Source organism: Deltaproteobacteria bacterium (assembly GCA_015233135.1).
GTDB lineage: Bacteria > UBA10199 > UBA10199 > JADFYH01 > JADFYH01 > JADFYH01.
This window is the reverse complement of sequence record JADFYH010000021.1, coordinates 18,592-44,936: the sequence shown is the minus strand read 5'-3', so window position 1 is coordinate 44,936 and position 26,345 is coordinate 18,592. Positions and strand designations below refer to the sequence as shown.

The 26,345-nt window shown below is 44.4% G+C and carries 14 protein-coding genes; 2 read left to right on the top strand and 12 right to left on the bottom strand.

Going from position 1 to position 26,345, the window contains the following annotated elements:
* Positions 1-169: 169 nt before the first annotated feature.
* The 10 genes from pelG to HQM15_07980 all read right to left on the bottom strand — a co-directional run bounded on the left by pelG (position 170) and on the right by HQM15_07980 (position 15,312).
* Positions 170-1,573 carry an exopolysaccharide Pel transporter PelG gene (pelG, locus tag HQM15_08025; protein MBF0492712.1) on the bottom strand — a complete coding sequence of 468 codons (1,404 nt, stop codon included), beginning with the start codon at positions 1,571-1,573 and terminating at the stop codon, positions 170-172.
* 260 nt (positions 1,574-1,833) lie between these two features.
* Positions 1,834-3,294: a GT4 family glycosyltransferase PelF gene (pelF, locus tag HQM15_08020; GenBank protein MBF0492711.1), complete on the bottom strand. Its 1,461-nt coding sequence runs from the start codon at positions 3,292-3,294 to the stop codon at positions 1,834-1,836.
* Positions 3,294-5,261, bottom strand: a complete 1,968-nt coding sequence (locus HQM15_08015; protein ID MBF0492710.1) for a HEAT repeat domain-containing protein — start codon at positions 5,259-5,261, stop codon at positions 3,294-3,296. The genes pelF and HQM15_08015 overlap by 1 nt, the downstream gene beginning before the upstream one ends.
* Positions 5,248-6,282, bottom strand: coding sequence for a hypothetical protein (locus HQM15_08010; protein MBF0492709.1), 1,035 nt, complete (start codon positions 6,280-6,282; stop codon positions 5,248-5,250). Before HQM15_08010 ends, HQM15_08015 begins: the two co-directional genes overlap by 14 nt.
* A 39-nt stretch (positions 6,283-6,321) precedes the next feature.
* A complete protein-coding gene (locus HQM15_08005) occupies positions 6,322-7,695 on the bottom strand; it encodes a hypothetical protein (GenBank protein MBF0492708.1) in 1,374 nt (457 codons plus the stop codon).
* A 9-nt stretch (positions 7,696-7,704) separates the two neighbouring features.
* Positions 7,705-8,079 carry a response regulator transcription factor gene (locus tag HQM15_08000; protein ID MBF0492707.1) on the bottom strand — a complete coding sequence of 125 codons (375 nt, stop codon included), beginning with the start codon at positions 8,077-8,079 and terminating at the stop codon, positions 7,705-7,707.
* On the bottom strand, positions 8,063-10,861 hold the full coding sequence (locus HQM15_07995) for a tetratricopeptide repeat protein (protein MBF0492706.1): 2,799 nt from the start codon (positions 10,859-10,861) through the stop codon (positions 8,063-8,065). Before HQM15_07995 ends, HQM15_08000 begins: the two co-directional genes overlap by 17 nt.
* Positions 10,833-12,887 carry a hypothetical protein gene (locus tag HQM15_07990; protein ID MBF0492705.1) on the bottom strand — a complete coding sequence of 685 codons (2,055 nt, stop codon included), beginning with the start codon at positions 12,885-12,887 and terminating at the stop codon, positions 10,833-10,835. The genes HQM15_07995 and HQM15_07990 overlap by 29 nt, the downstream gene beginning before the upstream one ends.
* 185 nt (positions 12,888-13,072) lie before the next feature.
* The gene (locus HQM15_07985; protein MBF0492704.1) at positions 13,073-13,444 is read right to left on the bottom strand and encodes a response regulator; all 372 of its coding nucleotides are present in this window, start codon (positions 13,442-13,444) and stop codon (positions 13,073-13,075) included.
* A complete protein-coding gene (locus tag HQM15_07980) occupies positions 13,441-15,312 on the bottom strand; it encodes a response regulator (GenBank protein MBF0492703.1) in 1,872 nt (623 codons plus the stop codon). Before HQM15_07980 ends, HQM15_07985 begins: the two co-directional genes overlap by 4 nt.
* Positions 15,313-15,445: 133 nt before the next feature.
* On the opposite strand from HQM15_07980, the gene HQM15_07975 reads away from it, so the two are divergent.
* Both HQM15_07975 and HQM15_07970 read left to right on the top strand, forming a co-directional pair.
* Positions 15,446-16,420, top strand: coding sequence for a deoxyhypusine synthase family protein (locus tag HQM15_07975; GenBank protein ID MBF0492702.1), 975 nt, complete (start codon positions 15,446-15,448; stop codon positions 16,418-16,420).
* 9 nt (positions 16,421-16,429) lie between these two features.
* Complete coding sequence (locus HQM15_07970; protein MBF0492701.1) at positions 16,430-16,570, top strand: hypothetical protein; 141 nt, start codon at positions 16,430-16,432, stop codon at positions 16,568-16,570.
* Here HQM15_07970 and HQM15_07965 read toward each other — a convergent pair.
* On the bottom strand, positions 16,565-17,740 hold the full coding sequence (locus tag HQM15_07965) for a hypothetical protein (GenBank protein MBF0492700.1): 1,176 nt from the start codon (positions 17,738-17,740) through the stop codon (positions 16,565-16,567). The two genes, HQM15_07970 and HQM15_07965, sit on opposite strands and share 6 nt — an antisense overlap.
* Before the next feature lie 135 nt (positions 17,741-17,875).
* Positions 17,876-26,338: a hypothetical protein gene (locus tag HQM15_07960; protein ID MBF0492699.1), complete on the bottom strand. Its 8,463-nt coding sequence runs from the start codon at positions 26,336-26,338 to the stop codon at positions 17,876-17,878.
* Between the last annotated feature and the right edge of the window lie 7 nt (positions 26,339-26,345).

Below are 26,345 nucleotides of genomic sequence, written 5' to 3'. Positions count from 1 at the left end.
TGAGAGGGACTCTTTTGACTCGGTTTGTTCTGTTTACAGGCAGTGACACTCAACAGCAGTACAAGCATTAAAAAAGATATTTTTTTCATGTATTCTCCCTATGTTTTAGATGCAGGGCCCCATATCGCCTACCCTGAATCTAGTCAACCGTGAATAAGACTTGTTGTACTCAAAAAAGCTCTTCCTCATAAGAAAAAGGAGGGAATGAAATAGGCTGCTTCATAAAGGTGTAATACTCCAGATATTTAAGGCGGCTGTCCAAAAGCAAGAAAGTGAAAAACGAAGAAATAAGGCAGGAGATTGTGACTCCATAACCATAAGAAGCTAAGCCTAGTTGCAGAGTTGCCAGGGTCAACAGGGCGTTACTGACAAAGTAGAGCAGACTCATCCAAAATGCCTCTTGAAGAAAATCAAAATAAAAAAGCAGGGTCAGCAACATCACAAACATCATCTGCAAAAAAGCGCCCAAGATACCAATCCTAAAAATTCCCATCTGATGAGGCTCGATCATAAAATAATTACAGACTTCTTCCATCATCAACACGATAAGCAGGGAGACGATTCCTTGAAAAAGCATGAATTGTTTAAAATGCCCATACAACTCGGAGACCATCGCCCTCTTCTGCCCGAGAATAGTATGAAGTGGACTGCGTCTGCGGATACATTCGAAGTACAAATGATAATTTTTTGCGAAGGTGCTTTCCATCTGCAAAAGAAAAAAGGCCATGGCAGGCACGATCGTGAGAAAAGCTAAAAAAATGGGGGCATCGTATAAAGGACAAGTGGCCAATTTTCCCAGAATAATTTCGGCATGAGGAGAAGCCCAGAAAACGAATTTATCCACCCAATTTCCCGCAAAATAAAAGGTACAAATCCAAACCAAATAATGTTGTTTTTTAAAGTAACTTAAAAATGAAAAATCATTTTGAAAAGGCATGCCCAGTTCGGTTACCAAGCGAATGGTTAAAATGAAGAAGATCAGGCCCTGCCCCAAAGTATAGGCGCCGATAAAACCCTGCCAGCCCCAGTACTGGGTAAAAGGGATGGAAAGCAACAGCCCCCCCGCTCCCCCAGAAAAGAAGGCGAAGACAATCCAGCTATAACCCCGAAGAATGCTGATGAAAGTGAGCGCCACCCAAATGCCGACGATTAATAAAAATAAGACCCAGAGCAGAACTTTAGCCGAAAAAGGGATAGATAAAGAATAAGTAAAGCCCCATTCTAAAAGGGAGGCCACAGAAAATAAAATTTTGAGCAAAGAAAAATAAGTGGGAGAAAACACCGCCAGTTTTCCCAAATATTCCATGTCCGCCAGGTATCGGGTGACAACGTAGAGACAAGGCCCTACCACGATCATCGAAAAAGCATAAAGATACGAAAATAGCGAAACCAGCAGCTTCTGGTCTTCCATATTGAAGCTGGACTGCAGGCGATAACGAAGCAGTGCCAAACTCAGCATGACCAAAAGTGAGGGCCCACTTGCGATCACCGTTGAAAAAAGATAGGCGCGCGCGAAATCGGTATAAGAACGACCTTGTAAAATTTTTTGTAAACGAAACCCTATGCCTGCCATGGGAGTTTTTTCTCAAAAGCCCTTTCCCCTGCTCAAGCATAGGCATCTACACATCTTTTGATATTTCCCCCTCTTAAGCTAAGAGGGGGTTGGGGGAGTTATGGAAAATCTTGCAAAATTCTGGGCTTCTCTAATTTGCAAAATCTTTCATAACCCCTCCTAACCTCCCCTTAGCTTAAGGGGAGGGATCACCAAGAGTAACAAAATTAGTACCTTGCTGATTTGTGTAGATACCTATGCCTGCTCAAGGGAGAGGGAAGTTATAAATTCTGTTCATAAAAATTTAAATACTTTGAAAGCAAATCCTCCTGATTGTAAAATTTCTTCACCCGCGCGCGCCCGGAATGCGCCATTTGTTGTCGTAGTGAGGGATGTTCTAAAAGTTCCAAAATCGCTTCCGCCGTTTTTTGGGGGCTGGAGACAGGGGTAAGTAACCCGCTTTTTCCAAAGTTCCTATCCTCGGAATCCGAGCTACCCTCCAGCATTTCCCGGCAGGCCCCCACATCCGTTGCCACCACAGGAATACCCATCCAGCAAGCCTCTAGAATGACATAAGGTTGAGATTCCGACAAGCTGGTTAAAACAAGCACATCCAAAATTGGGTAAAAATCTTTCATTTCTACTTTGCCTGTAAAATGAACTTTTTTATCTAATCCCAATTCTTCCGATAAAGCCATGCATTCCTCGGCATATTCCTTTTCTTCCTCCAGGGGGCCCAATACATAAAATTCGGTCTCGGGTTTCATCTCCAAAACCAATGCAGCGGCCCGTAAGAAGGTTTTAATATCTTTGATTTCCACTACCCTTCCCACCAATCCGATTGAAGGGCCTTTCTTCTCCCTGGATTTTAAAAGGGGAGTTTCTTCTAAGAGAATTCCATTGGGGATAATACACAATTTTTCTGGGGCACAGCCTTCCAGAATTTGCCGGATTTTATTTCCTTCGAAAAGAGTGAAAACCTGATCCGCCGAATCGTAAGCCAAACTGGAAAGCAATTGAAAAAAAGCGGTCCACCATTTTTTGAAAAAGGAAATTTCTCGTGAGGCACGAGGGCGTTTTTGTTCTTGGTCTAAAATCCAGGAGGCCTGAGCTATTTCCAGCTTTCGCTCATGGGTGTAAATGCCATGTTCTGTAATAAACAGTTTTTCTCCCTGAAGTAATTTGGCGACCACACCCAGCAACCCCGCATAGCCGGTGGAGACGGCATGATAGATTTTGGCCCGAGGGAGCGGAGCCTGAAAGATTTCGAGCACAGGCAGATAGATATTTCTCCAGGTCCAAAAGAAATCGATGAAGGAAATTTCAGGGGCAAAACGTTCATAGTAAGAAATTAAAAGGTCCCAAATCTGCTGGGAGGCAAAAATATTTTTGGAATGGAAACAGGCGTCTTCTCCCTGAAAAAGCTCAAGCAACTGAGGGAAATTTTTATAATTCTTTCCTCCTATTTCTTCCAAAACGTCTTTCAATTTTTTGAAATCTCCTGGGCCAGGTTTGCGCTTACTAATATTTCTCAAATTATAATCGTGAAGAAACAACTCCTGAAAATAGACCACATTGGGAGGAAGCACATACTGCAGTTTTCGGGTAGGATCCGCATGCGCACTAATGCAATAAAGTCCAAAATTAATCCCCTTCATTGAAGTAATGAGTTGATGCACCCAGGTGGCAACCCCACCGGACACATAAGGATAGGTCCCTTCTAATATAAGACAAACATCCATTAGACAGTTTGCTCCACAATACAGTCGCTTAAAATATTTTTAAGTATTTCCGATTCAAAGTCCGAAATCCGGCTTATTAAAGATACAGCAAAGGAATAAAACGAAGCATGTTTTTTTTCAGAACAGAGACGCAGCATCTTGTTTTGAATTTCTGGCGGTGCCGAAAAAAATATTTCAGAAAACTCTTCACTTTTTATGTGCAACAATAAATCCGAGGGAGCCGTGTTCAGCGAATCGAGAAAACCGTGCTGCTCCTGAAGTTGAAGCGTGCTCATCAAACTCTGAAACCCCGACTTTTGATTATAAAGAAGCCCTTGCAAAAAATAAAAAAAATCTTTCTGAAGGTATGAAGAACAGCCACTTCTAAACGCCAAAAACAAAGCAGGAAAAACTTTTTCAAGACGCTCAGCACTCCAATCGAGTTCAGACAAAATTTTAAAAAGGAGTGCAGTGACTTCCTTCTCATGATTTTTTTCTAGCAGCCTGAAAACAAACTCAGGATTTTCTTTAAAAAAACAGGTAATCATTTTTTGAAACGACTCGAGCAAGGGGAAATCTTTTTGCAGAGCACAATTGCGGAGCATTCGTTCCACTCCTGCTTCACTGGATATCTTTATCAAATTGAGGGCAGCCAGATAAGTGATGGAAAGCTGAGCGTTAGCTTCTGAGTAAGAAAGCAAGGCCATCAGTTTTTTTTCCGAAAGCGGTTTTTGTTTCATCTTGAGGAGTTCCTTCAGCAACACTTCTTGAGAGAAGGGGGAAAGAAGATTTTTATCAAAATAGCTCTCGAGTGGAACGGGAATCCCCTCTTTCATTAGTCGGATAATCCCTAGCAAAGCATAATAGGTTTCAAGAGGACTCTCGTTTAAATAAGCTTCAAATAGCTTTATGGCTTCTGGTAGCCTGATTTCTACCAAGGCTTCCAGAAGCAGTACCTGTTGTTTGGGCGCCGCACCTGCAGCTATTTTTTTAATAAGAAATTTGAAAACTTTTTGAGATTTTTTTTGTAACAGTGCCAAATAAAAAAGTACCCGGGTATTCTCAAAAAATATTTTTTTATTTGCCAATTTCCAAAAAACTTTTTTCAATTTTTCCTGGGGCAGAGCCAACAGTCGTGCCTCTATTTTTAGGGCAAAACCGGGATTTTTTTCTTGGCCTATTGTCTGCAATAATAATCGAATAGTTTTTTCTTGCGAATAGCAACAAAGGCCCTTCAAAGCTTCTTCCCGCACGTACAGCTCTTGATCATGCACGAAACAAAACTCAAAGCATTTCCAATGCCGTCTTTTTGGACGCTGTCTTAAACCCCACAAGGCCACCCGACGCAATTCTGCGCTTTCATCCTGCAGCGCTCGCAAAATAATTCTTTCACTTCTCCAATGTCCTTCTTCATAAAGTTTAATGAGGGCAAACAAGACTTCGAGACGCAGCTTGGTGTTTTTATCCTCAAACATCTTTCTTAAAAGAGGAAATACCTTAGGTTCGGCTAAATAGCGAAAGGCCTTGAGTAGAGCGATTTTTTCTATTTCTTCTGCCTTTTGAATCTGCTGGATAAAATGGGGTAAGGCATCATAAATATTTGCCTGCGCCAATTTTTCAATGGCGAAGAGGCGTTTTTCCAAAGAGGGATCTTGTAAAAGAAACAACAGAAATTTTGCCTTCTTTTCTAACGCATTCTTCTCAAACGCCTTTTTGGCTGCCTCAAAAACCAGCAAATTTTCTGAGAGTAACAGCACTGCCAAAAGCTGTACGGCTTTGCTTTCTGGAATTTGTGCCAAAAAACGAGCCAACTTTATTTTTAAGATGGGATCCTTCTCCTGAAGAATGCGATCTAATTCTTGCCCATATTCCGCCTGCTCTGCCCGATAAAGGGTCATCCAGGCCTGGTATCTGGCATCTTCGCTACTTCCTTCCAGAGCTTCCCGAATCTTTTGTAAAGGTGAAGTAATCGAATTAGGTGTTTGCATAAGCCTCCCCTCCCCAGCCGTAATAGAGTTGGGTAGACTTCGTCGATTGAAGCTGAGCCAAAGGGAAATTCGCAACAAATTGTTTTAAACCTAAATAATCCTTCGAAACATAAAAAAGTTCGGTTTTCTTTTGAAAATAGAAATCGGTCTTACACCATCCTTTAGGATAGGCTTCTTCTAATAGTTGCAGGGCCGAGGCATAATTTTTTTGAAGAATGAAAAGCTCCAGCAACACTTCAAAGGCGTGAGCTTGGGCATGCCCTGAATTCAAACTCTCACGAAGGTGATGCGCTGCCTCCTCTAAATAACTATTCTGCATGCTCCGGTCTAACAAACCCGATTGAACGTACTGCAGATAGACCTTAGCCAAATAAATGCGGGCAGAAATTTTGTAAAAATTTCCCTGCGTTTCTTTTTTTGCAGCAGCTAATTCTTCCTCGAATTCCTGTCGGATTCGATGCAGGGCGCTCAAAACATAAAAACGCAGTTCACTCGAATTGTCCGAACGATATTTCTCCAAAAGTTGAATCGATTCTTTATTTTTCAACTCCACCATTCGTTCAATGGCCCCTCTTTTTAGCTCAATATCCTGCCCCGCCAAAATATCCGCATAAGGTTCAATGTCCAAGGCTTCGAATATTTTTTCTTGAGGGCTTAATACTTTTTCATAGAACACTTTGCTGAATTCCAGACTTTCTATTTCCGCTTTGTCGTCCATTACAAAATTGCCTTCCAATTGCTGAGCCCAAAGAAAGGGTAAAAATATGAAGCTTATCCCCGGCATAAAAAAACTAAGAAAAAAAAATTGAATGGGCCAAACGCGCCCTCGCTGTTTATTTTTCTCTTCGGTCAAAATAAAATAAACCAGCGACGATCCAAGGTGAGTGGAAAACAGGGCGAAAGATATTGGAGCACTGTACGCTTTAAAAAAAAGAAGTCGAAAAAAGAAAAGTTGCAATAAACCGGATAGCAACCAGACAAACAGAAAGAGACCCCAGCGTTTTTTTTCGGTTTGTGTCATAGAGTATTTTATCCCCCTCTCCTGGGGGGAGGAAGTCTGTCACCCAACATTTTTAAACCGCAAGCCCTCCCGCCATTCCTCTAGACTTTTCAGCTGCGGGGCATAATGCGTCAGGGCCAAGCCCACATGCAAATCCGCCTGAGTTTTTTTCCACGCTTCTAAAAAAAATTTAAAACTTTGAAATATTCTCTCTTTAAAATTTTCAGCTTGTGTGGCCGACGTGGTGATCAGCAAAAAAGCAAATTGAATTTTATTGTTTGGAAAATAAGCCACAACATCCATGGGTCTCAATGTATCCTTTAAGATCTGAACAATTCCTTTCAAAAAAAGATCTCTTTGGAGAGCCGTCAGGGCCTCGAGAGAGATCTCAATCTGCCCCAGGGATAAAGGCAAATAGTAGGTTCTTGCCCGTTCAAATTCCTCTGCCAGCCGCGATTCAAAATAATTCTCGGAAAACACTTGTAGATTTTGATCGAATATTTCCATTTTTTTATGCGCCTCAAAATGAAGCGTTCGACCCAAAGCGCGTGAAGCCCATAAGAGTAAGAAACTAAAAAGATTCAGCGTGGCAGAGTTTAAATTTTGAAAAGGAAGTTCATAGATTAAAAAAACGCCCAGCACTTCTCCCTCTTCTCCCTTTTGTAAGGGGCCCATCAAGATAGGCATTTTAGAGGCAGAGAGCTTAGATGCGGCAGAATTTTGCTGCAAGAGCTCGCGCAAGCTAAGGCTGCGTTTTTGGCAAAGTACTAAGTCCAGAAAACTCAACACTTCTGCCTGAAGAGGGGGCTCTGTAAAGCCCATGGAGCTCTTCAGCTTCCAACTTTGCTGCTCGTTTATATAGATCAGGCCTTGAGAAGCCTCCAGAGTTTTCAAGATGAAGTCTAGAATAGCAGGATAAAGTTCTTCCAGATTTAAATTATCAAAACGTCGCGCACCTTCGTACAAGGTAATCAAGGTAGAACTTTTAGTGACAATTTTTTTTTCTAACTGCAGATTCATTTCTTTTTGAGTTTCAATTTCAGCTTTCAAATTCTTCTGTAAGTCTTGAAGCTGCTCTTTTTCTTGCTCCAAATTTGACACCTGTCCCTTAAATTTTTGCCCCACCAAACCTAAAGCCCCCCCCACAAGCAGAAATAATCCTGGTAAAATATAAAATTGAAAATCTTCTAAAAGATAGCGTTCATAATAGAACCAGGAATAAGTAATATAAAGACCTGCGGCGAGGAGGGCACTTAAGATACCTGCATTGAGACCATAACGAAGCGCAAAAAGTAGAAGGACGATCCAAAAAGGATGAGGCTCAACCCCATTAAAAGCAGGAGAATTAGGATAAAAAATTTGTGCGGCCCACAAGAGGAGGATAAAGGCCAAGGGGATTTCGTAGAGATAGGGGTGTTTTTTAAAAAAAATCATATGAATAAACTACACTAACAACTTCCGAATCTGCTCTACCAATTGATGAGGATGAAAAGGTTTTGAGACGACTTGAACCTGATGATTTAATAAAAATTTTCGTTCTTCATCGCTTATTATTTTTGCCGTCAACACAATCAAGGGAGTTTGCTGATAAGAGACCCGGGATCGAATTTTTTTAATAAGTTTAAAACCATCCAGGCCCGGCATCATGAGATCCGTCACAATCAAGTCAAATGGATGCTGGTCGATGGTATTCTCTACCCTCAAGGGATCATTCACCGCAGTCATCTGGAAACCGTGGAAGCCCAACATGGTGGCTGCCAACTCGGTAAAATCGGGTTCATCATCTATAATTAAAATTTTTTTACCTTCGCTTGCCATAGAAACCCCAGTAGAAAGTTAATCCTATTTGTGCCTGATGAGAATGCCCCACATTCGCCTGATTTGCCTCTTGCGCATATTGATAGCGGGCAAATAGATCGAGTGCATGAGTGGGAGCATACAGCACTTGAGTTTGTACACCCCAAAGATCACCCGCAAAGGCGTGTAGATGCCGGCTAAAATCTTCCCCTATAAAAAAATTGGCGTCCACTTTTAATTGATCGCCCCAGCTTTGGGAGTAGTTTAAATTGAGAGTATGCATATTGAGACGCTCTATCAAGGGAACTTTGAGTAGAAAATCCGCCCCTTTCTGTTCGGCCCATTGATATTGATACCCCAAACTTAAAAAAGGTTTTTGAAAAAACACCCATTGTAAGGAGGGGATCACTTCATAACCTCCACTCTTTTCACCCGTCTTCAAAACTTGTCGATTTGCTTCAAGCTCCAGACTCCAAAGCAATTTGTCTTTTACATTTCCTTGCTGACGGATCTTCCACTCATCCTGCAGATTCCCCTCTATAATGGAAACCGGTAAATCCGTTTTGAGTTTATGATTTTGATAAAAAAAACTCAGCCCGTAAGAGGGATGAGGCTCAAAATCAAATTCTAACCAGGGCGAAACAACAGTGCGTGCTTCGCTTAGGCCCAACTCTAAACCGGTCTGGAGCTTGTAGGGAAAGAAACGTTTCTCCAGGGCCGTGGAGAGGCTGCTAAACTCTCCACTCAAATTGGAACTAGCAATATGATAGTGACCGACTTGCAATTGAGACAAAAGGGAAAACGAGGCGCTCAAAGGCTGACGATGCTGTAAATGCCCGCTATAAAGGACGGCATCCCCCAAATGAGTGAGTTCAAAATAAGTGGAGAGCTTGGGAGAAAAGGCCTCTTGCAAACCGCGATGCAAATCTTTCAGTTCAGGATCCTGATGTTTGGGATCAAGCTCTTTCAATAACACTGCGGCCTCTTGGTAATCTTTTAAAGTGAAGGCCACGTAGGCCAGATCTTTTTTATACAGAAAACCAGACGGATTTTTTTCGCGATCGCTCTTCAATGCTACATAGGCCTTTTTGAAGTTTTTAGTTTCCAGGTCGACACGCAGTTGTAAGGTCCATTGTTGCTTCTGTTCTTCGGGCGTCTTATTTTTTTGTTTTTCAAAAAGCCCCTTACTTTTTTGGGCATAACTGAGAAATTCTTTTTTATTCTTCTGTTCTAGACTGATTTCAGACAAATAATAAGCCAGACTGGCATCTTGAGGCGCTTTCAAGAAGGCCTTTTGCAGATAGTCTTTGGCTTTTGTCAGTTGATGGACATAGTAAAATTCAAGCCCCACTTTTTTATAGGTCGCAGCAGTCGGTCGAAGCTGCGCCAGTTTTTCGAAGGTGTTTAGGCTCTGCGCGTGGTTTCCAAGGTCGTAATAAAGACTTGCCATCGCCTCAAGCTCCTCAGCCCTCAAAGGGCGCTTACTTTCAATTTTGAGTAATACTTCCAAAGCCAGGGTTTCTTTCTTCTCCTGCAAGGCCTTCTGATAGCGAAGCTCCAGCCACAAGGTATTTTTCGGAAAAATTTTCTCCAATCCTAAAAGTGCTTTTTCAAAAAGATCTGGGTTTGTATTCTGATAAAAATAGGCCAGCTCTTGTGCTCGCTTTAAATCGGGATGGGCGCTTAAAAAGCCAAGATAAAAATCGAGCTTCTGAGAGTCCTTGAGCTCATAAAGATAAACCTGAAATAAAAGTGGCTGAACTTCAGCATCCTCCGGAAAATGTTTTTGATATTCTTCAATGAAGGGGAAAAAGAGATCCCATTTTTTTTGCTTTGAAAGAAGGGCAATTTTATCTTTCCACAAACTTTGATCTTGAGGATAACTCTGCAAAAGCTGGTTGAGATAAATCAGCGCCTGTTCCAACTTTCCCGCTTGTAGAAAAAGCGAGGCCAGAATATGTCCAAAATCTTTTTTATCCTCTTCACTCAGATCAGGAAGCGCCTCTATCCTTTGGGCCAACTCCATTTGCTTTTCCGAATTTTGTCTTTTTTCTGCCAGATGATAGGCCAGTTTCAACCCGTTCAAGGCCTTCGGTTTTTTTTGCAGCAGGGTCTCCGTCAAAGTCCAGGCTTTTTCCTCTTCTCCAATCACTCGATAAATTTGAATGAGATCTTCCTGTAAATTTTCGTTGTTTGGATCTTGTGCTATCCCTTTTTCAAGCCGGGCGATTAAAGCCCCGGTTTTTTTCAAACCCTGATCTAGTTGTAAAAGCAGACTGAGGTAATCTTCGGGCTTGGAACCTATTTGAACAAGCTCTCCCAAAATGCTATAAGCCTCGTCCGTCTTTTGTTCCCAGAGCGCATATTGCAGGGCGTCTTCAAGCAGTGTCTCGATTTTTCGTTTAGGAATCTGTTTATCTTCCTTAAACTCTCGCGCTATTTTTAAACGTGATTGAAAAGCCTCTTCTCTCAAATTTTGTTCATCCAGATAATTCAAATAGACTTGCGCTAAATCCCAATCTTTATAGCGAATCGCAATCAGCCGCTCCAAGTAGGGCTTGGCTTTTTCAGGCGTACCTATGCGCTCGTAAAGCGAAAGAAGTTTGAGAGCGATATTCTTATTGGCGGGGTGGTTTTCCAAATATTGACTGTAATATTTTTCGGCACGGACGTAAGATTCATTCTGTTCATACAGCCGGGCCAAAAAAAGATCGCGCGGATAGAGGAAATAAGCGAGCCCCGCAAAGGCCACAAACAATAGCAGAATCCTGATTTTAGAAAGTCTGGGGTAAGAGACGGACATGGACAAACCTGTTTTGAATATTATTTGTTAACGCTAAAGTCACCTGACCCTGGCCATCACTTTCCACAGGTCTCGTTTCATGCTCCTCTTCCAAGATAAATTTTTTATTTTTTTCCAGTCCCGCTAGACGAATTTTTGGACTCAGCCAGCCTTGGGCGTCGAATTCAATCTGCGAGCTTGTCGCTCGAAAAGATTTTATCTTTGCGTTGGAATCCAGCAAATAAGGCAGCGCTTGTTCTTTGGCATCCAGCACCAGCAAGTGATTTAAATCTTCGTTCAACCAAACGTAGAGATTATCTTGAAAATGGCCAAAGCCCAAAATCCCCTTCGATTGTTTGAGATCTATATTTCTTTTTTCGTGGTCGAAGCGAATCGTCTTTAAAGCCCCCTGAGTATTGATTTCAAAGCTGCTGGCAGACACTTGCTTGAGTTGCGTTGAAAAAAAATCTTGAACCTCTGCCACGTATTCAGAAGTAAATAGAGGAAAAGGCTCCTGGCTTAAGGCATCCTCGTAAAGTTCTTGCAGCACCTTGAGAGAGGCCAGCCTTTCGCCACTATAATAATGATAATAAAGCATGAGGGGTTTGAGTCGAATTGGATTTTCGCTGCGATCCCAGAGAAGTCTTAAATCTCTAAAACCATAAAAAGGGCCCTGCCATAAATTTGTATACACATTTTCATTACTCGAAGGGGAATAGACCTGCAGATAAGGCCCTCTGAAGATTCCCAAGGGATAAAGATAGGCATAACTCTTGTGCAGGGCATCAAAGCGAGTCATTCCCCCATTGATATTTTTCAGACCCAAATCATAGGTAGTTTTCAGCGCATTTTCCTGAGGGAGAGAATTTCCACTCCAACTGAAAAGACTTACTTTTTTGGAAATATGATTTTGTTGCAGGTATCCATCCAGGCGGCTCTGGGCGCGAGACACTTCCTGCACGGGATCAAACTGATAGTGGGGTACTTCCAAAGAAAGCTTTCCTTTATCCCAAACCAGAGGATGGGAGTAGGCATGGGCCACCACTTCGGTATTGGGAAGACTTAATATATTTTTGTACAGCTCCTGAATGCGTGGGGTCTGATAGCTGAGTAGATCAAGGTAGCCCACAATGAGAGAAGTCGAAATGGGCAACTGGGGATATTTTTTCAGGATGTCTTCCAAAATCACTTCACCCGAATAGGCATTTTCTTTTTTTTGAGAGGCATTAAAAATTCCATCCCCGTCAATATTTGATAAAAAGAGACGTTTTCCATTTTGTGTTGTCACATCGGGACGTGGCAAACCCTGCATTTGAAGGGCCTCATTGAAAAAGAGATAAGGGTTGAGCCTCCACTGAATCTGGGTCTGATCGGGGCTAACGGCCCTCACATAAGAGTTTTGGACAAAGCCCCCCTTGGGGGAGGTCATTATCATTACCGATTCGCTTTGCTCCAAATCTCTTCTTTGGATGGAAAGGTAGACGTTTAAATCTCTACGGACCGGTTTAAAAAGGTTATAGGTGAGAGAATCGGTCAGTTTCAAAGGCCGCTCAAACTCAGCCCATTCCGGATTTTTTTTCAGCAGCTCCCAAAAATAAGTATTATCGCTAAATTCCCCGCCGTACTGCAAACCCAGCTCCTGCAAGGCCTCTACACACTCGGTAGCCAAAGGTTTTGGACCTTGTTCGGCAAAACCCAACTCTTCCCAAATAATCCATTTTCTTCCCTGCTGCATTTGATCTTTGATCCAATGGCAATAAGCAGCCGGTTCCGCAAAAACCTTGGCACGCTTAAACCAGGTCACAATCCCCCTCACCCCCTCCATATGCGCCGGGCTGGGAAGTGGCCAATCACTGCGCCAGTAATAGGCCTGCAGACCTAGATGATTCAGCCAGACCTCGGCTTGCTGATGAAAGGAATTAAAAAAGGGATCTTGAGTTTGCGCGGTGTCATAAAAAATAAGCACACGGCGGGGGATTTCGTGGATCTCCTGGCTTTCTGCGGTGTTGGGGGAGAAAAAGAAGAGGGAAAAGAAAAGTAAACTCAAGCAATTCATTTTACACGATTTTATAATAATATTTAAAATCCTGTAGGGGCGGTGCCTCTGTGCCCGCCCATGATTTTGCTTTTCAATTGGATTCAAAGCACATCCATCTGCGGGCGGGCACAGAGGCACCGCCCCTACAAAAAACGGGAAATATTTATAAAATCGCGCAAGACCAAGACTAAGCCTCACTCCCCTCTTCTCCTCTCTCCACGAATGCGACGCAGCAACTGATTAAAATCAAAAGGCTTCACAAGATAATTAAAAGCCCCCACTTCTTTTTCCCAATAGGTATCAAAAGCCTTATTGTTTGCAGTAAAAACTATCACCCGAATAGAAGCCGTCTGGGTATTTTTTTTGAGCGTTTGGTACACCTGCTGCCCATCCATTTTTGGGATGAGCAAATCGAGTAAAATAAGCTCCGGCTTTTCTTGGGTCGCAAGAAGCAAACCTTCTACTCCATCGTAGGCACAGCTCACTTCAAAGCCTTCGAGTTCTAGCCTGTCTTTCATGAGTTCGGTAAGTTCTCTTTCATCATCAATGATCAATATTTTTTTCATACAGACTCCTTGGAAGAACGCTGTGCAAGGTCCAATAGCTGAGGCAGCTCCTGGGTATCGTCGGGATAAACCGCAATGCCTATTTTAAATTCAGGCCTTACGGGGCCCTCCTGACTAAACAACTTAATTTTATTCAATTCTTTTTCCATCCGCACTCGAAGCGAAGTGGCCCCCAGCAAGGCGGTTTCGGCCACCACAAGAACAAAGGCCTTTAAAGGATGTGAGATTAACCTGTCCTCACGGCGTAACACCTCGCTTTGCAGGCACTCCTCTACTTCGCTCATGAAACCATCGATTTGTTCCGCATCACAAACGAGCCTGATTTCTTCAAGGTTAGAAACACGAAGCACCAGCAAAGAAACTTTTTTATTTCTCTCCTCCGCATCTTTCAATGCTCCTTGCAAGGCCACTTCGTAATCCACCTCTTCTTCGTACTTGGGCAAGGTAAAATAAAAACAGCTTCCCATGCCCACAAAACTATCCACCCCTATCTGGCCATTGTGATGTTCCAAAATTTCTTTGCAGATGACCAGTCCCAATCCCGTCCCTTTGTAGCCTTCTCCTCCCACCGGTCGATTGACCTGTACAAACTTGTTGAACAAATTGGCCAACTGATTTTTTTCTATCCCCGGACCATCATCCTCGATGTTGATGCGCAAATCCTCGCGGTCGAGCTTTACCGCCCGCAGTATTATTTTTTCTTTGGCAAAACGCAGGGCATTGTTCATTAAATTATGCAGCACCTGACTCAGTAAATCGGGATCTGCATAGACCATGGGAATGTGTGGAGGCAAAAAGGCTTCGAGGATGATATTTTTTTCTTTTGCCACAGTTTGAAAGCTCTGCAGAACCTCTTGAAGAATGGGCAACAAATTGAGACGCCTGCGATTCATCTTTGCAAAGCCCGATTCCAAACGAGAAAGATCCAGCAAATCGTTGATGAGCCTCGCCAAGCGGTCTACATTCCGATTGGTAATATCCAACACCCTCTTTTGTTTCTCAGTCAATTCCCCCACCACTCCATCTTTCAAATTGCTAATAGCCGCTTTGACGATCGTGAGAGGAGTTCGCAATTCATGAGAAACCGTGGAAATAAAATCGTCTTTCAGTTTATCCAGTCTGCGACGTTCTTTGACCTCGGAACGCATCTGTTCCAGCCGCATCAACTCGGTCACATCCGTTATAGAAAGCAGAAAGGCCTTTTTATTTTCCCACTCGATCTGCGCCACTTGTACTTCCGCGATTTTTTTTTCGCCATCGGGAAGCGGAATTTCCAATTTGGTGTTCTGATTTTCAGTAAGAGGAAAGCCCAATTGTCTTCCTAAAATTTTATGTTTGGGATGTCGCAACAGCAGTTCTGCCGCCGGATTGAGAAATTTCACCACATGGGCTTCATCGATGACGATCAAGCCATCCGCACTCTGATCAATCATGTAATGAAAACGCTCTTCACTCGAATTTTCCAAATTATTCAATAAACGGGCTCTCTCGATGGCATAGGTCATAGACTTGGCTAGCAGGCGTGAGTCGAGGGTCCCCTTGATTAAATAATCCTGGGCCCCTTCTTCCAAGGCCCGTTTTGGAGTAGCCTCATCGTGCAAGGCACTCAGGACAATCACGGGGATGGTTTTAAAATTTTCACGAAAAAGCCTTAAGGTCTCCAGGCCTTGAAAACCCTTCAAATTCAAATCGAGGAGGGCAACATCGATGGCATTCGATTCCAAAAGGGCAAAGGCTTCAGAAAAATGAGCCACCTGAAAGAGTTGAACCTCATTCAAAAACGAATGCCTGTCCTTTAAGCTTTGAGTAATTTCGCGACAGCTCAGAGCATCGTCACAGAGCAATAAAAGCCGGATATTTATTTGCATAATGCTCCAAATCATTGGTGAAAGAGAATCACTTGTCAATGAAAGGAAAAATACTTAGGAGATTTCCACCTCACCCTAACCCTCTCCTAGAGTAGGAGAGGGCCGGGGTGAGGTAGACAACTGGAGAAACACTATGACTCAAAGCCCCATCACCCAATTCATCAAACACCATTACCGTCACTTCAATGCCGCTGCTCTAGTGGATGCTGCTGAAGGCTACAAAAAACATTTGGAAGAAGGTGGCAAGATGTTGATTTCTCTCGCGGGCGCCATGAGTACGGCCGAACTGGGGGTGTCGCTGGCCGAAATGATACGGCAGGACAAAGTGCAGATCATCAGTTGTACCGGCGCCAACCTCGAAGAAGATCTGATGAATCTGGTGGCGCACAATCACTATAAAAGAGTGCCCCATTATCGTGACCTCAGCCCTCAGCAGGAATGGGAACTTCTGGAACAAGGCCTCAACCGTGTCACAGACACCTGTATTCCCGAAGAAGAGGCCTTTCGTCGTTTGCAAAAACACATCCACGCCCTCTGGAAAGAGGCCAATGACAAGGGTCAGCGCCATCTGCCGCATGAATTCATGTTCAAGATGATCAACAGCGGCGTCTTGAAACAATATTATCAAATCGACCCCAAAGACAGCTGGATGATCGCCGCCGCGGAAAAGAATTTACCGATTGTGGTTGGGGGTTGGGAAGACAGCACCCTTGGAAATATCTTTGCCTCCTATGTAATCAAAGAAGAAATCAAACCCACCACGATGAAGAGTGGCATTGAGTACATGGTGAGTTTGTCGGATTGGTATCGAAAAAATTCTTCTGGAAAAGGTGTGGGATTCTTTCAAATCGGCGGTGGCATTGCGGGCGATTTTCCCATCTGTGTGGTCCCCATGATGTATCAAGATTTGGAATGGCATGACGTGCCCTTCTGGAGCTATTTCTGCCAGATTTCGGATTCAACCACGTCGTATGGATCGTATTCGGGCGCCATCCCCAACGAAAAAATCACCTGGGGGAAATTGGGCATAGACACCCCAAAATTTATTGTGGAATCAGATGCCACCATTGTAGCCCCGCTGATTTTTGCGTATGTTTTGGGGTGGTAAGAAATTCTTTTGACATTATTTGCTCTCACTCTTTGGAATGAGAACGGAAGCCAATTAAAATCCATTAACGAAAAATTGGATTACGTGATTGAAAAAGTGGAACGGCATGATGAAGAAATTCAGGAAATAAAAACTCATCTGCATTTATAAGCCGGCCCCTAACAAGCCCCGCAACTCCTCGCGCCGCGCCTTGTAGCGTTCAAAAACACCTGCCTTTATTTTTTTCCCGGCTTGAAGCCCAGGCTCAAACAACAGCTCCTCTATCAAGTTTTGAACCGCCTCAGAGACTTCTGGATTTGCGACTATTTGGACAAGATAAACAATCACCAAACTATCCGGGTAATAAACGCTACTTTGAAGATCAGGCTGATATTCAATCTTTAAATCCTTTAAGAAAGGACGTATCAGGCAGTCTTCCATAAAATTCAGGGGGCGCAATTCCGGAAAGGACTGTAGCTCTGTGCGCCTTGCAGAGGAGCACAGTTTTTTTAGCGACTCATAAGTTCTAATCCTTTGCTGTATAGTGCCATGAAATGCCTCCTGAATACGTCTTTGCCAGATGTGCTCCAAAGCAAGTCTAAATCCATTATCGGAGCCATCGTCTGTCACATAACGATCCGCTGGTTTCAAGAATGCCTCAAAAACTCTATAAGCCGCAATTTCCAGTTTATTTTGCTTGGCCTTGTCATCCGAATGTTCTTGTTCAATTATTTTCTTCCAGAATTGCATGTAAAAGGTTTGCATGATCTCTCGAAATTCTGACCGATTCAAAGTGAGTTTCACCAAGCGTTCTAAAGGCATGGGCATGAGGTCAGGATAAACCAGCACTCGGAATATTGCGCCAGCATTATCATATTTTTTTTCAGGTCGAGGAATCTTTGACAAAACTTCCTCCCGACTTTCCAGATAGGCAATAGCAATGGCTCTTTCTGTTTCGAATCTGTATTTTTCCCTAAGTTTCTTCACCCGACAATCAAAGCGTTCTCTAATTGTTTTATCCTGATCAGCTGCCTGCAACATTCTCACCAGGGCTTTTGCCAGGTTGGAGCCTGAAAGATCTCCTTTCAACTTCAAGGCTGGATATTCCTGCTGCAACCAGGCCACATATTCAGGCCTTAAAGGTCCAAACATATTTAAAATTTCGTCGGCGGCGGCTAAGTCATTTTCAAGCGGATACTGCTCAAGCCTTTTGCTCTTCTGCAAAAGACAAAAGAGTGCATAGTTTTCAACTTGTTCATTCCACATGGCTTCGTTGAGTTGAAGCGAAGCTACTCGGGCAAAATAAGATTCCACCTGTTTGAACAATTTGCTTTTCCACATGCTACCCACCACATACTCTGCAACAAAGGCATATTTTTGTTTGATGGGATCAAAAGTAGTTTCAGTAGGTTCATGAGGTCCTTTTTGAATGGCATTCAGGAGAATGCCTTCCCTTTCGCTAAATTCTTCGGCCCCTCATTTTTGTTGAAAATGCCTCACCCAAAACCATTGGGCAGCCCATTCATCCAGGTCGGCTGTGTTTCTCATTTTAGTGCGAACACCCTCCAAGGCCTGTAAAAATTCGATTGCAAAGCCTTCATTGACTGAAAGCCTCAGTAAATAATCCTGCCACGGCATGGGTTCTTCTTTTTCCTCCCAGCCAAGTTCTTGAATGCTGACCTTAATAAGATCCAGAGCCGTAAAGCCAAATTGGGACTTCAATTTTTCAAAATAAGCGCGGCGAGTAAAGTCGTTCATCAAGGCATTGAATAGCCCATCGCTAAGATCCTTCTGCATCTTTTGTTGAGCAAGGCTAAGAGGGGATTTGGGGGGCAGCAGCAAAATTGCTTGTCGATGTTCCAAATATAATTTTACAAATTTTTCTGTAACTTGCTCAGCATCTTTCTCGATAGCCACTGCCCCCAAAGATGTTTGAATATTATTTATAGCCTCTAAGCCTATAAGTAACGATTCAGAATTTTCTCTAGATTCTATAATGGCCAAAATAGCATTAATCATCGCAGAACAACTTCGTGATAACCTATGCTTAGACTTGAACTTAGCTAAATCTTTTTTATGATTATTATCCAAATTGACCAATGCACCTTCTATAAAAGGCTTCAACTCTTCACAATGCTCCTCCACCAACTTTCTAAAACTGAAGCGCTTCAACATTTCAGGCGCGGCTTCTCGAATGGCAGCATCCAAGGCTACAGTTGCATCAATTCCTATTTTTCTTTTGAGGAGGTAAAATCTTTCCAGAAATTTTTCACTGCCTGCCGTGCCCTGATGCGAGCTTAAGGCCATATCCCGATAGCAGGCAAAAGAGAGAGGAATATTTTCGGCAACTTCATCCGCTTTTCTTTCTACGGGAATGAGTGAGGCATAATATTGAAACTCGGGAGGTAAATTTTTTCTTTGTTGTTCTTCGTCGCCCAGCGCAGTCCCTATGGCTACTGCCCCCTCTTTGGCCCTTTGCAGGCAGGCTTGGATATCTTCACTCCATTGAGATAATAGTGAAGGTAAAAATATCTCAAAAAAATCCTTTCCAACCAGAGTTCCAGCAATGAATTGCTGCAGAGCAAAATTTATCCTACCTTTTAATTCACCCGCAGCCCCATAATGCAAAACCGCATTCACCATTTCGCTCAAGGTTTCCTGATTAGAAGCGTCGGAATCACTCGGCACTATGGGATCTACTGTCACCTCTGTTTTTCTTGGCAATTCTAATAATTCCCGACGGATGCAGAGGTAATAGAGTATAAGCTTGTCTGCGCGTGTTTTGCCTCTCTTTATAAGCGCAGCGGTGCTGCGAATTATAATTTCATTATCCTCCGCAATAATAGCTCTCATTCTAACAGCATAATCAGATTCATTTTCTGCAAAATAAGATCTAATTTTAAATATTTTTTTTATGAATCGGGCTGTGTTTCTATAATCCATTTTTTGCTGAGCTGACAGAACTCCTATCCCTGCCTGTAAAAGCAGCTCATTCTGTTCTTCATATTCTCCATCAAGCTGATGCTCGATCTGATTTAGATCTTCCGCTGTTAATAACAAAAAATCCTCTGCACATTCTTTCTCTATAAAGGCCTGCCAATCACAAAGTTGCAAAATGCGTGCTTGAGACTTCATATATATTTCCAAAACACGTTTTTCAAAATAAGCTCGCAAATCCAGTCTGGAATGTTTTTGCAGATTGTAAACCCTTGTAATCTCCCCATGAGTCTCTTTTGCTACGTCTGTCAGTTTATCATATTCTGATTCAGGAACAACCTGTTGCAGTAATCCAACAAAATAAAAAACCAGAGGAGGAAAAAGCCGCAGGTCTTCGTCGGGAATTTCCAGCGCCTGTTTCCCAATCACCTCTCCCTCCAAGGCTCCTGCCACAGCTTGTAAAGCAACAGACATTGGATTCTTCAATTTTTCTTTTTTATGAGAATCAAGCTCAAAGGCCTCGCGAACCTGCTCTTCATGCCCAAACAAGCAGAGGCTCAAGGCACCCACTAAATGCTCGATTGCATGTACCCGTCCGTCAGGAGTGGCCTGACTGGAAACTTGGTAAGTATCCAAAATACGATTAATCTTTTGAGCCACCGAACTGTGCACCTCCGATTCTAAAAACATTTCAACGCATTTTGAAATAACGTTCAGGCTCCATGGTATAGAATCCTTTGTACACTGTTCACGCACCCAGGGAATATCATTAAAGACCACATGCACCAGCATATTAATTCGGAGCTCTACCAATTCCCCTTTAAACAATTCTGAGCGGTGCCTTGTAAACACGTATAAATTTCGCTTATTCAAATAACTACAACACTGCTCTTCTGAAAAGCCTGCCCTTTGATATTGAATCGCAGCCTCTCTAAATTCTTGCTCTTCTGCTACAATTTTTCGACGTATCGGAGTAGTAGGGATAATTCCCCGTTTAATTTTATATTCTAACAAAGATCCAAGACTAGAAAAATCATCTTTAACCCCTTCTATTAAACACCAGTAGTAATAAGCGGTATACTCCTTCGCCCTTCTTTCGTCTGCTTCTTGAAGTGAGGGCAATTTTTGTATTGCCTCCCTGCGGCGGATATAAAAGTTGGCCAATACAATATTTTTTTGATCTAGCCCTTCTGCTTCAGATAACACGCGGGTCAGCTCTGCTCTAAGGTGGTAATTTAAATCTTTCTCCAATAAAAGGGTTTTAAGCCTCTCTAAGGCCTGTTCCAGGCTAATTTTGCTGTCCCCCAGATTTATTTCTGCCAAGGCCAGTAAATCCTGGAACACCTTTGGTATTCTTGTTTCCTCCACCACAGGAGCTATGGGAGGCACAGAATCGATAGGAACAACAGAATCCACTGGGGCCACCATAGAAACCATAGGCTTATCCAAAACTTCCAGTGCGGCCATCACATCCTGGGTGTTACTCTGTAAATCTCGGGCACTGCGTCCTGGCTGGTCCATCACCAGATTCAAAGACCCCAGGGCCTCTAGCCAGCGCAACACGGCTTCGCCATCTTTCAAATCAAATAAATCATCTGCGAGCAGTTCCTCTGAAACCATCAGCTGAAATTCATCCAGAAATAGTTTTTTAAAGTTGTCTTCCATTGTTCTGCTTTTCTCGGAGATTTTATCAAAAGCTGGCAACAGGGCCGCAACCCTGAATTGCAGCACTTTCCAAATGCGAGCATAGTAGTTCTGCAAAATTCCCTCTGTGAGTGAGGCCTGCACAAAACCGTAATCCCCCAAGCGGTTTTTATTTTGCTCCCACCACTCCTGTACGACTTCTTGCGCCGTTTTCGGGCTTGTATCCAAAAGCAGACTGTTCACCTGACTCAAAAAAATCTGCTGAAACACTTTGTCTACATCAAGCAAGCCGCCCCTGGTTTTCAAATCCTCCACCAGTGGGCTCAGATGAGTGGCCAACGATTCAATGTTGGCCAAATGCCGTGCAAAGTGCAGATAGAGTTTCGAAGCCCCCGCCTGGAGAGTTGCTACACTCCAGCCTTCCCTCGCAAAACCCAGCCGACTAAATTGTCGGAGGGCTGCTTCCAGATTTTGCTCAAGCGCCTCTTCACTCAGCGCCCTGCCCTCTCTTGTTCTTTGATTCTCGCAGAGCTGCAAAAACAACCTGGCCAGAGAGGCATCCAGCGGAGGCCTTTCTTCCACGGAAAAACTTTCCAACAGGTAGGCTATTGGATGCTCACGAAAGGCAAAGGGGTTGGGAGAAGTTTGTGTAGGGATGGCACTGGCACTGCTGATCCACGGGCGTCTCTGGGCATGCGCTTCCAGCAAACGGGCAACCTGGGCATGGATCTTCAGTCTGGATTCTTCATTATCCAAGTGGGGGTATCTGGGAAAACCCTCCCGAATAATCGCCTCAATTCTATCCAAGTGGTACGAAATTTCTTTTTCTACATTTCCAAATTGAACAAGATAAACAAAGAAAACCATTTCTGCAAATCTGTCCTCACTCAGGTTTTGGGCTTGAAGCGTAGAGGGATCCACAGGATCAATCATCGCCCAGCCTGCTGGTACGGCCAGAGCGGAATTTGCCGTTCGTTTTTTCACAAGGCGGTGCAAAAGGGCATCATGAAAGTCTTCAAATTTTTTGGTCCAGACATAAGACTTTTCCTCGAGCTCGGCATCCAGCCTGGCCAGCATGGCCGCTTGGCCTGCGGTGAGCTCAGCAAATTCTTTTTGAAGATAGTCGCGCCAGTAGGCAAAATCAGCTCTGGCCACCAAGGCCTTTTGCACCGCCAGTTCGCGGGCAATTCTTAAATGAATCAAACGTTTTAAATTTTCTGCACTCAACTCAGCGCCCTTGTCTTTCCCTCTAAAAAAATCTCTTTCCTCTTTAGTTAGGGCTTGGCCATTTTTCCATTTTTGCTCATTCAAGAGTGCGCGGGCATTTTCAATCAAATCCATCACCGCCACCTGCACCTGAAAGGCTTGCCCCGCTTCGGATTCCGAAGACTGGGATACAATTTTCACACCCTGCAAAAACCCTTGGGTAGGCGGATAAATTTCATAATCTACCACTGCCTCTCCCAATTTTAATTGTGACTGAGGACGGTGATAGAGCAGCAGATCTTCTCCCAACAAGGCCAAATCGCGATAAAAAGATTTCAATTCCTGAATGCGTTTTTCAGGAACAACCGTCTGTGCGCTGGCATGTTCGTAAGCCTCACTACAGTGATCCAAATGGCTATCAATCAGGCCTTGAAGACGGGCTTGCAGCATGCTGATATCTACATTGACAAAGGAACGACCTTCTTCGCTTGTCACTTTCAGCGAAGATCTATCTACCCCGTTCAAAAGTAATTTGAGCAGGCCTTCGTGATTTCGAACCAGCACTTGCTGGGCACCCGTTGCCCGGTATTCCAGCAGGCGATCTTCCAGGGCGATGAGGTAATCAAACCAATCATTGATAGACGCCAGCGGTTCTTTGTGAAGATTGAGGCGTTGAGTAGATGGCACGCGATGGAGAGGCTGAGTCAGCTTTTGTAAAACCACCGGATATTGCGAAGGATGTGGAGTTTCCAGATTGACACGGCCGTCTGCAGACGACTCAGCCGCATCGCTTCTTCGATAAACATTGAAGTTCGATTCAAAATAATTTTTGTATTTGAGAAAAAAGAAAAATTGTTCCAGTTGCGCACGCAGCTCTTCATTGTTTCCGCTGAGGGCCAAGGCCAGGGCCTTAAGCGTCGACCTTTGTACCAGATGAACCTCACCCTTTCGATAATTGGCAAGGGTTGCAGGGTCCAGCGCCTCTTGTCTGCCATCCCTTTTTTCTACCAGGCAGGCATTTGCCAAATCGCGGTCTGAAACCTGAAAGACCTCCAGATATTTTTGCACCACTTCGGCAAGCGTTAAATTTTCGAAAGGAATACCCCAAAACAGTTCCGGCACCGGAACCACCAGCTCTTTTGCCTCATTGGGGCTGAAGGGATATTCGTCTGAGGAATGAAACCGACGCATATATTCGTGCGGATCCACAATGCCCTGCATTCCAGTCTGCATGGCGGCGTCTGATCTTAGCGCAAATCGATACCACTCGCCGGTCACCAAGGTATGCAGGCCTTGCACAAACCGAAAATCATCCGGGGCATGCCTTCCCCAGGCGCCTATCGTATTGCCTTTAAAGCCCAAGTTTGCCTCTGTGATGAGTTTCAAAACTCCGGCCACCGCAAGACCAAATACCCTTCCCAGAAAGCTCCCATGCGCTTCGGCGGTCTTTGCTTGCACAAAAGCGACCGCAGGCAATTCCAACATCTTCCAATTTTTCGCATCCAGCTTTTTGTAGATCTCTCCCTCTCTCCAAAGCTGTGCTTCCATTTCGCTTTCTGAAAGATTCAAAAGCGATAAAAAGATTTTTTGTACCTCCAGCGAATAGGGATTCCCCAAGTCTTTGCGGAGGGCCTCTCTATAAAGAGAAGCATCGAAGGCCAGCGAGGCATTCGCACCATTTCTCTCCAAGGCCTCATCCATATAGGCGTGTAGCAGATCCAAAATTCGGGTGCTATTGCGGTAGCGCGCAAAAAGCCCATCCCCCCGGGCCGCAAGTTTGAGCATCATGTCTTTTCTAAAGCGGGAATAAGCTTCTCTTCCCAGACGGGTCTTGATTTCTTCAATGCCTCGTACAGGGGCAAAAAGTTTTCTCGCTTCAGAATGAAAGCCAATTCCATGGCGTTCGGGCTGGGAGGACAGAAAACGGATTAAGGTTCGCCTAATTTCCCCCTTTGACAAAGGGGGGTCAGGGGGGATTTGAGAATACGCCACCTCAAACACCCACTCCAAATACCCTACTTGCCGCGGCATTTCTCTTCCAAAATGGGCCAAAGCGACGCGGGCATAAAAAGGTAAAAAATGTTCGAGGGATTTTTTCTGCTCTGCAGAAATCTCATCAGAATTTTTATTCACCTCCAAAATCCATTCCTGATAATCCCGATTTATTCTCTGCAAGGCCTCCAGGTAAGATTGGCGCAGAAAAACTTCCTGTTCCGTAAGGGCCCCCAGCTCTTCTTCTGTGGCAGAACTCACATCCTGCAGAATTGCCAAACGAGGACGAATGGCATTTTGGTAGCGTTGAAAATCGGAAAGCTCCACGGACTGTGGACCTGCAGCTCCCACACCCAAGTCATTTTGAATAAAGAGATTTCTTTGTGTGCCTTCTATTCGAGCGATATGGGCAGCCACTGGATCCATATCATTTGGGGCTTGTCCTAAAAATTCAAGCACTGGATCGGCGGAACTGGCGTAGGCGTAGATGGGTGAACTCGTAGACTGGTAAACTGGTAGACTCGTACTTCTCCCTCCCCCCTGGAGGGGTGAGGAAAAGCCGCAGGGTTTTCGGGAGAGGGGGATCTCGCGTGCCTCTGAGGTCACACTCTCTCCAACTCTCTCCCCTCGAGGGAGAGAGGGCTCAGAACTCTCCCCCCTTAATAAGGGGGGCAAGGGGGGATTATTTACCGCCACCCCCGCTCCCGCCGCCGCCCCCAAGGCCCTGCAATGCAGCAAGCCCAAGGGTGTGAGATGATTCGACAGCCCTACTTCTTCGATGGCATTCGAGGCAAAATTGTAAATGCCGCGGGCTTGCAAAATTTGATCTTCTTGAAGATGCAGCGCCACCCCTATTCGATCTAGGGCCTCGGTAGTCAGCAGCTCAGCGCCCACATCCCCCAAGGCAAATCCGGCGGCAGCGGTGAATATTTTCAAGAGCGGATGCGCGATCGGCAAGCCGTGCAGTACGTGTCCGACCCCATGTTCCCCCAGGCTGGAGCCCACGCCAATCAACATCGATTTGGCCAGTTGCCAGGCCAGTGATCCTGCATTTTCTGAAATTTGTTGGGAACTCATGCCGCCCAGTTGATGCATCAACTGCACTCCGCCTTGCACCAAGCCATTGCCAGCGCCGGTTACGGCCGAAAGCAAAAGTCCATATCGTGAAAAAGGCGTCGCCGATAATCGGTAGTTGAGGTAGCCCGAAAAAACGCTGGCGGCATAATTGGAAAGTGTGGATAAAAAATCACCGCTACTCTCCACAAAAATCAGACTCGAGCGCCTGAGAGAATTCTCCACTTCACGAAGGCCCACCCGTTGTCCCAAGCTCCCCTGCATTGTGGCCTCCGCCAGCTCGGGAGCTCGGCTGTTCACCATTCCCATCAAAAACTCAGCCACCTGATTTCTTTCCGCTTCGCTTTGCGAAGTAGGGTTTTGCGAAAATAAATAGCTCTCCCAATCACAGACCATCTGGGTCAGAGGGTGTGTGAGAGTATATTGAAAACCCTGATGCAGGCGATGTAGCACGCCTTGCGAGGCCTGCAGAAGGTCTCTTCCCAGATGAAACATTTCTCCTGAAAACTCGGCCCACTTCGAAATATTCCCATGCGCAAAGGCGGACACTAGCCCTCCCAGACCCATAATTCTTCCCAGATAGGCCGGGGGAGGCAAGAGCTGTTCGGCAATTCCCGTCAGGACGACCAGACTCTCCCGCGTCACGCCCCTTTGACTTTGATGCAAAAAGGCCAGGCAGCCCTTGCCCAGTTCTGTTTGCGTAAACTGCTGCCAGGTACTTTGAGAATCTGAGCCCGCATTTTCAAGCAGATGGGCAATCGCTGCATCTACATCCCTGAACTTTTCAGAGCGCACCAAAAGCAGTGACTCGAGCAAGATTGCTTGGACTTTTTCACGACTATCATTTTCTGAGGGATAAATTGAAACAAGGGCCTGAAGGGCATGAACTTGCATGCCTAAATCACGATTGTAAGATTGTTCTGCTCGGAACAACTGAGCCCGGTCGGAAGCAGGAGCTTTAGCTACGCCATCCAAAACAGCAGCATCAGCATTAGCGGGTTCTGCGGAATTGCTAAAAGTAGTATGGTTTTGCTCAAAATTGTCTAAATTGCCTATTTCAGTATGAAGTCGAATTCCATGAGTCATATGAGGT

Excerpts from the sequence above, each read along its gene's own strand:
- HQM15_07975 (MBF0492702.1), top strand. The coding sequence starts at position 15,446 with ATGACTCAAAGCCCCATCACCCAATTCATCAAACACCATTACCGTCAC.
- HQM15_08010 (MBF0492709.1), bottom strand. The coding sequence starts at position 6,282 with ATGACACAAACCGAAAAAAAACGCTGGGGTCTCTTTCTGTTTGTCTGG.
- HQM15_07960 (MBF0492699.1), bottom strand. The coding sequence starts at position 26,338 with ATGACTCATGGAATTCGACTTCATACTGAAATAGGCAATTTAGACAAT.
- pelF (MBF0492711.1), bottom strand. The coding sequence starts at position 3,294 with ATGGATGTTTGTCTTATATTAGAAGGGACCTATCCTTATGTGTCCGGT.
- HQM15_07980 (MBF0492703.1), bottom strand. The coding sequence starts at position 15,312 with ATGCAAATAAATATCCGGCTTTTATTGCTCTGTGACGATGCTCTGAGC.
- HQM15_07995 (MBF0492706.1), bottom strand. The coding sequence starts at position 10,861 with ATGTCCGTCTCTTACCCCAGACTTTCTAAAATCAGGATTCTGCTATTG.
- HQM15_07985 (MBF0492704.1), bottom strand. The coding sequence starts at position 13,444 with ATGAAAAAAATATTGATCATTGATGATGAAAGAGAACTTACCGAACTC.
- HQM15_07965 (MBF0492700.1), bottom strand. The coding sequence starts at position 17,740 with ATGTGGAAAAGCAAATTGTTCAAACAGGTGGAATCTTATTTTGCCCGA.
- HQM15_08005 (MBF0492708.1), bottom strand. The coding sequence starts at position 7,695 with ATGATTTTTTTTAAAAAACACCCCTATCTCTACGAAATCCCCTTGGCC.
- HQM15_08000 (MBF0492707.1), bottom strand. The coding sequence starts at position 8,079 with ATGGCAAGCGAAGGTAAAAAAATTTTAATTATAGATGATGAACCCGAT.
- HQM15_08015 (MBF0492710.1), bottom strand. The coding sequence starts at position 5,261 with ATGCAAACACCTAATTCGATTACTTCACCTTTACAAAAGATTCGGGAA.
- pelG (MBF0492712.1), bottom strand. The coding sequence starts at position 1,573 with ATGGCAGGCATAGGGTTTCGTTTACAAAAAATTTTACAAGGTCGTTCT.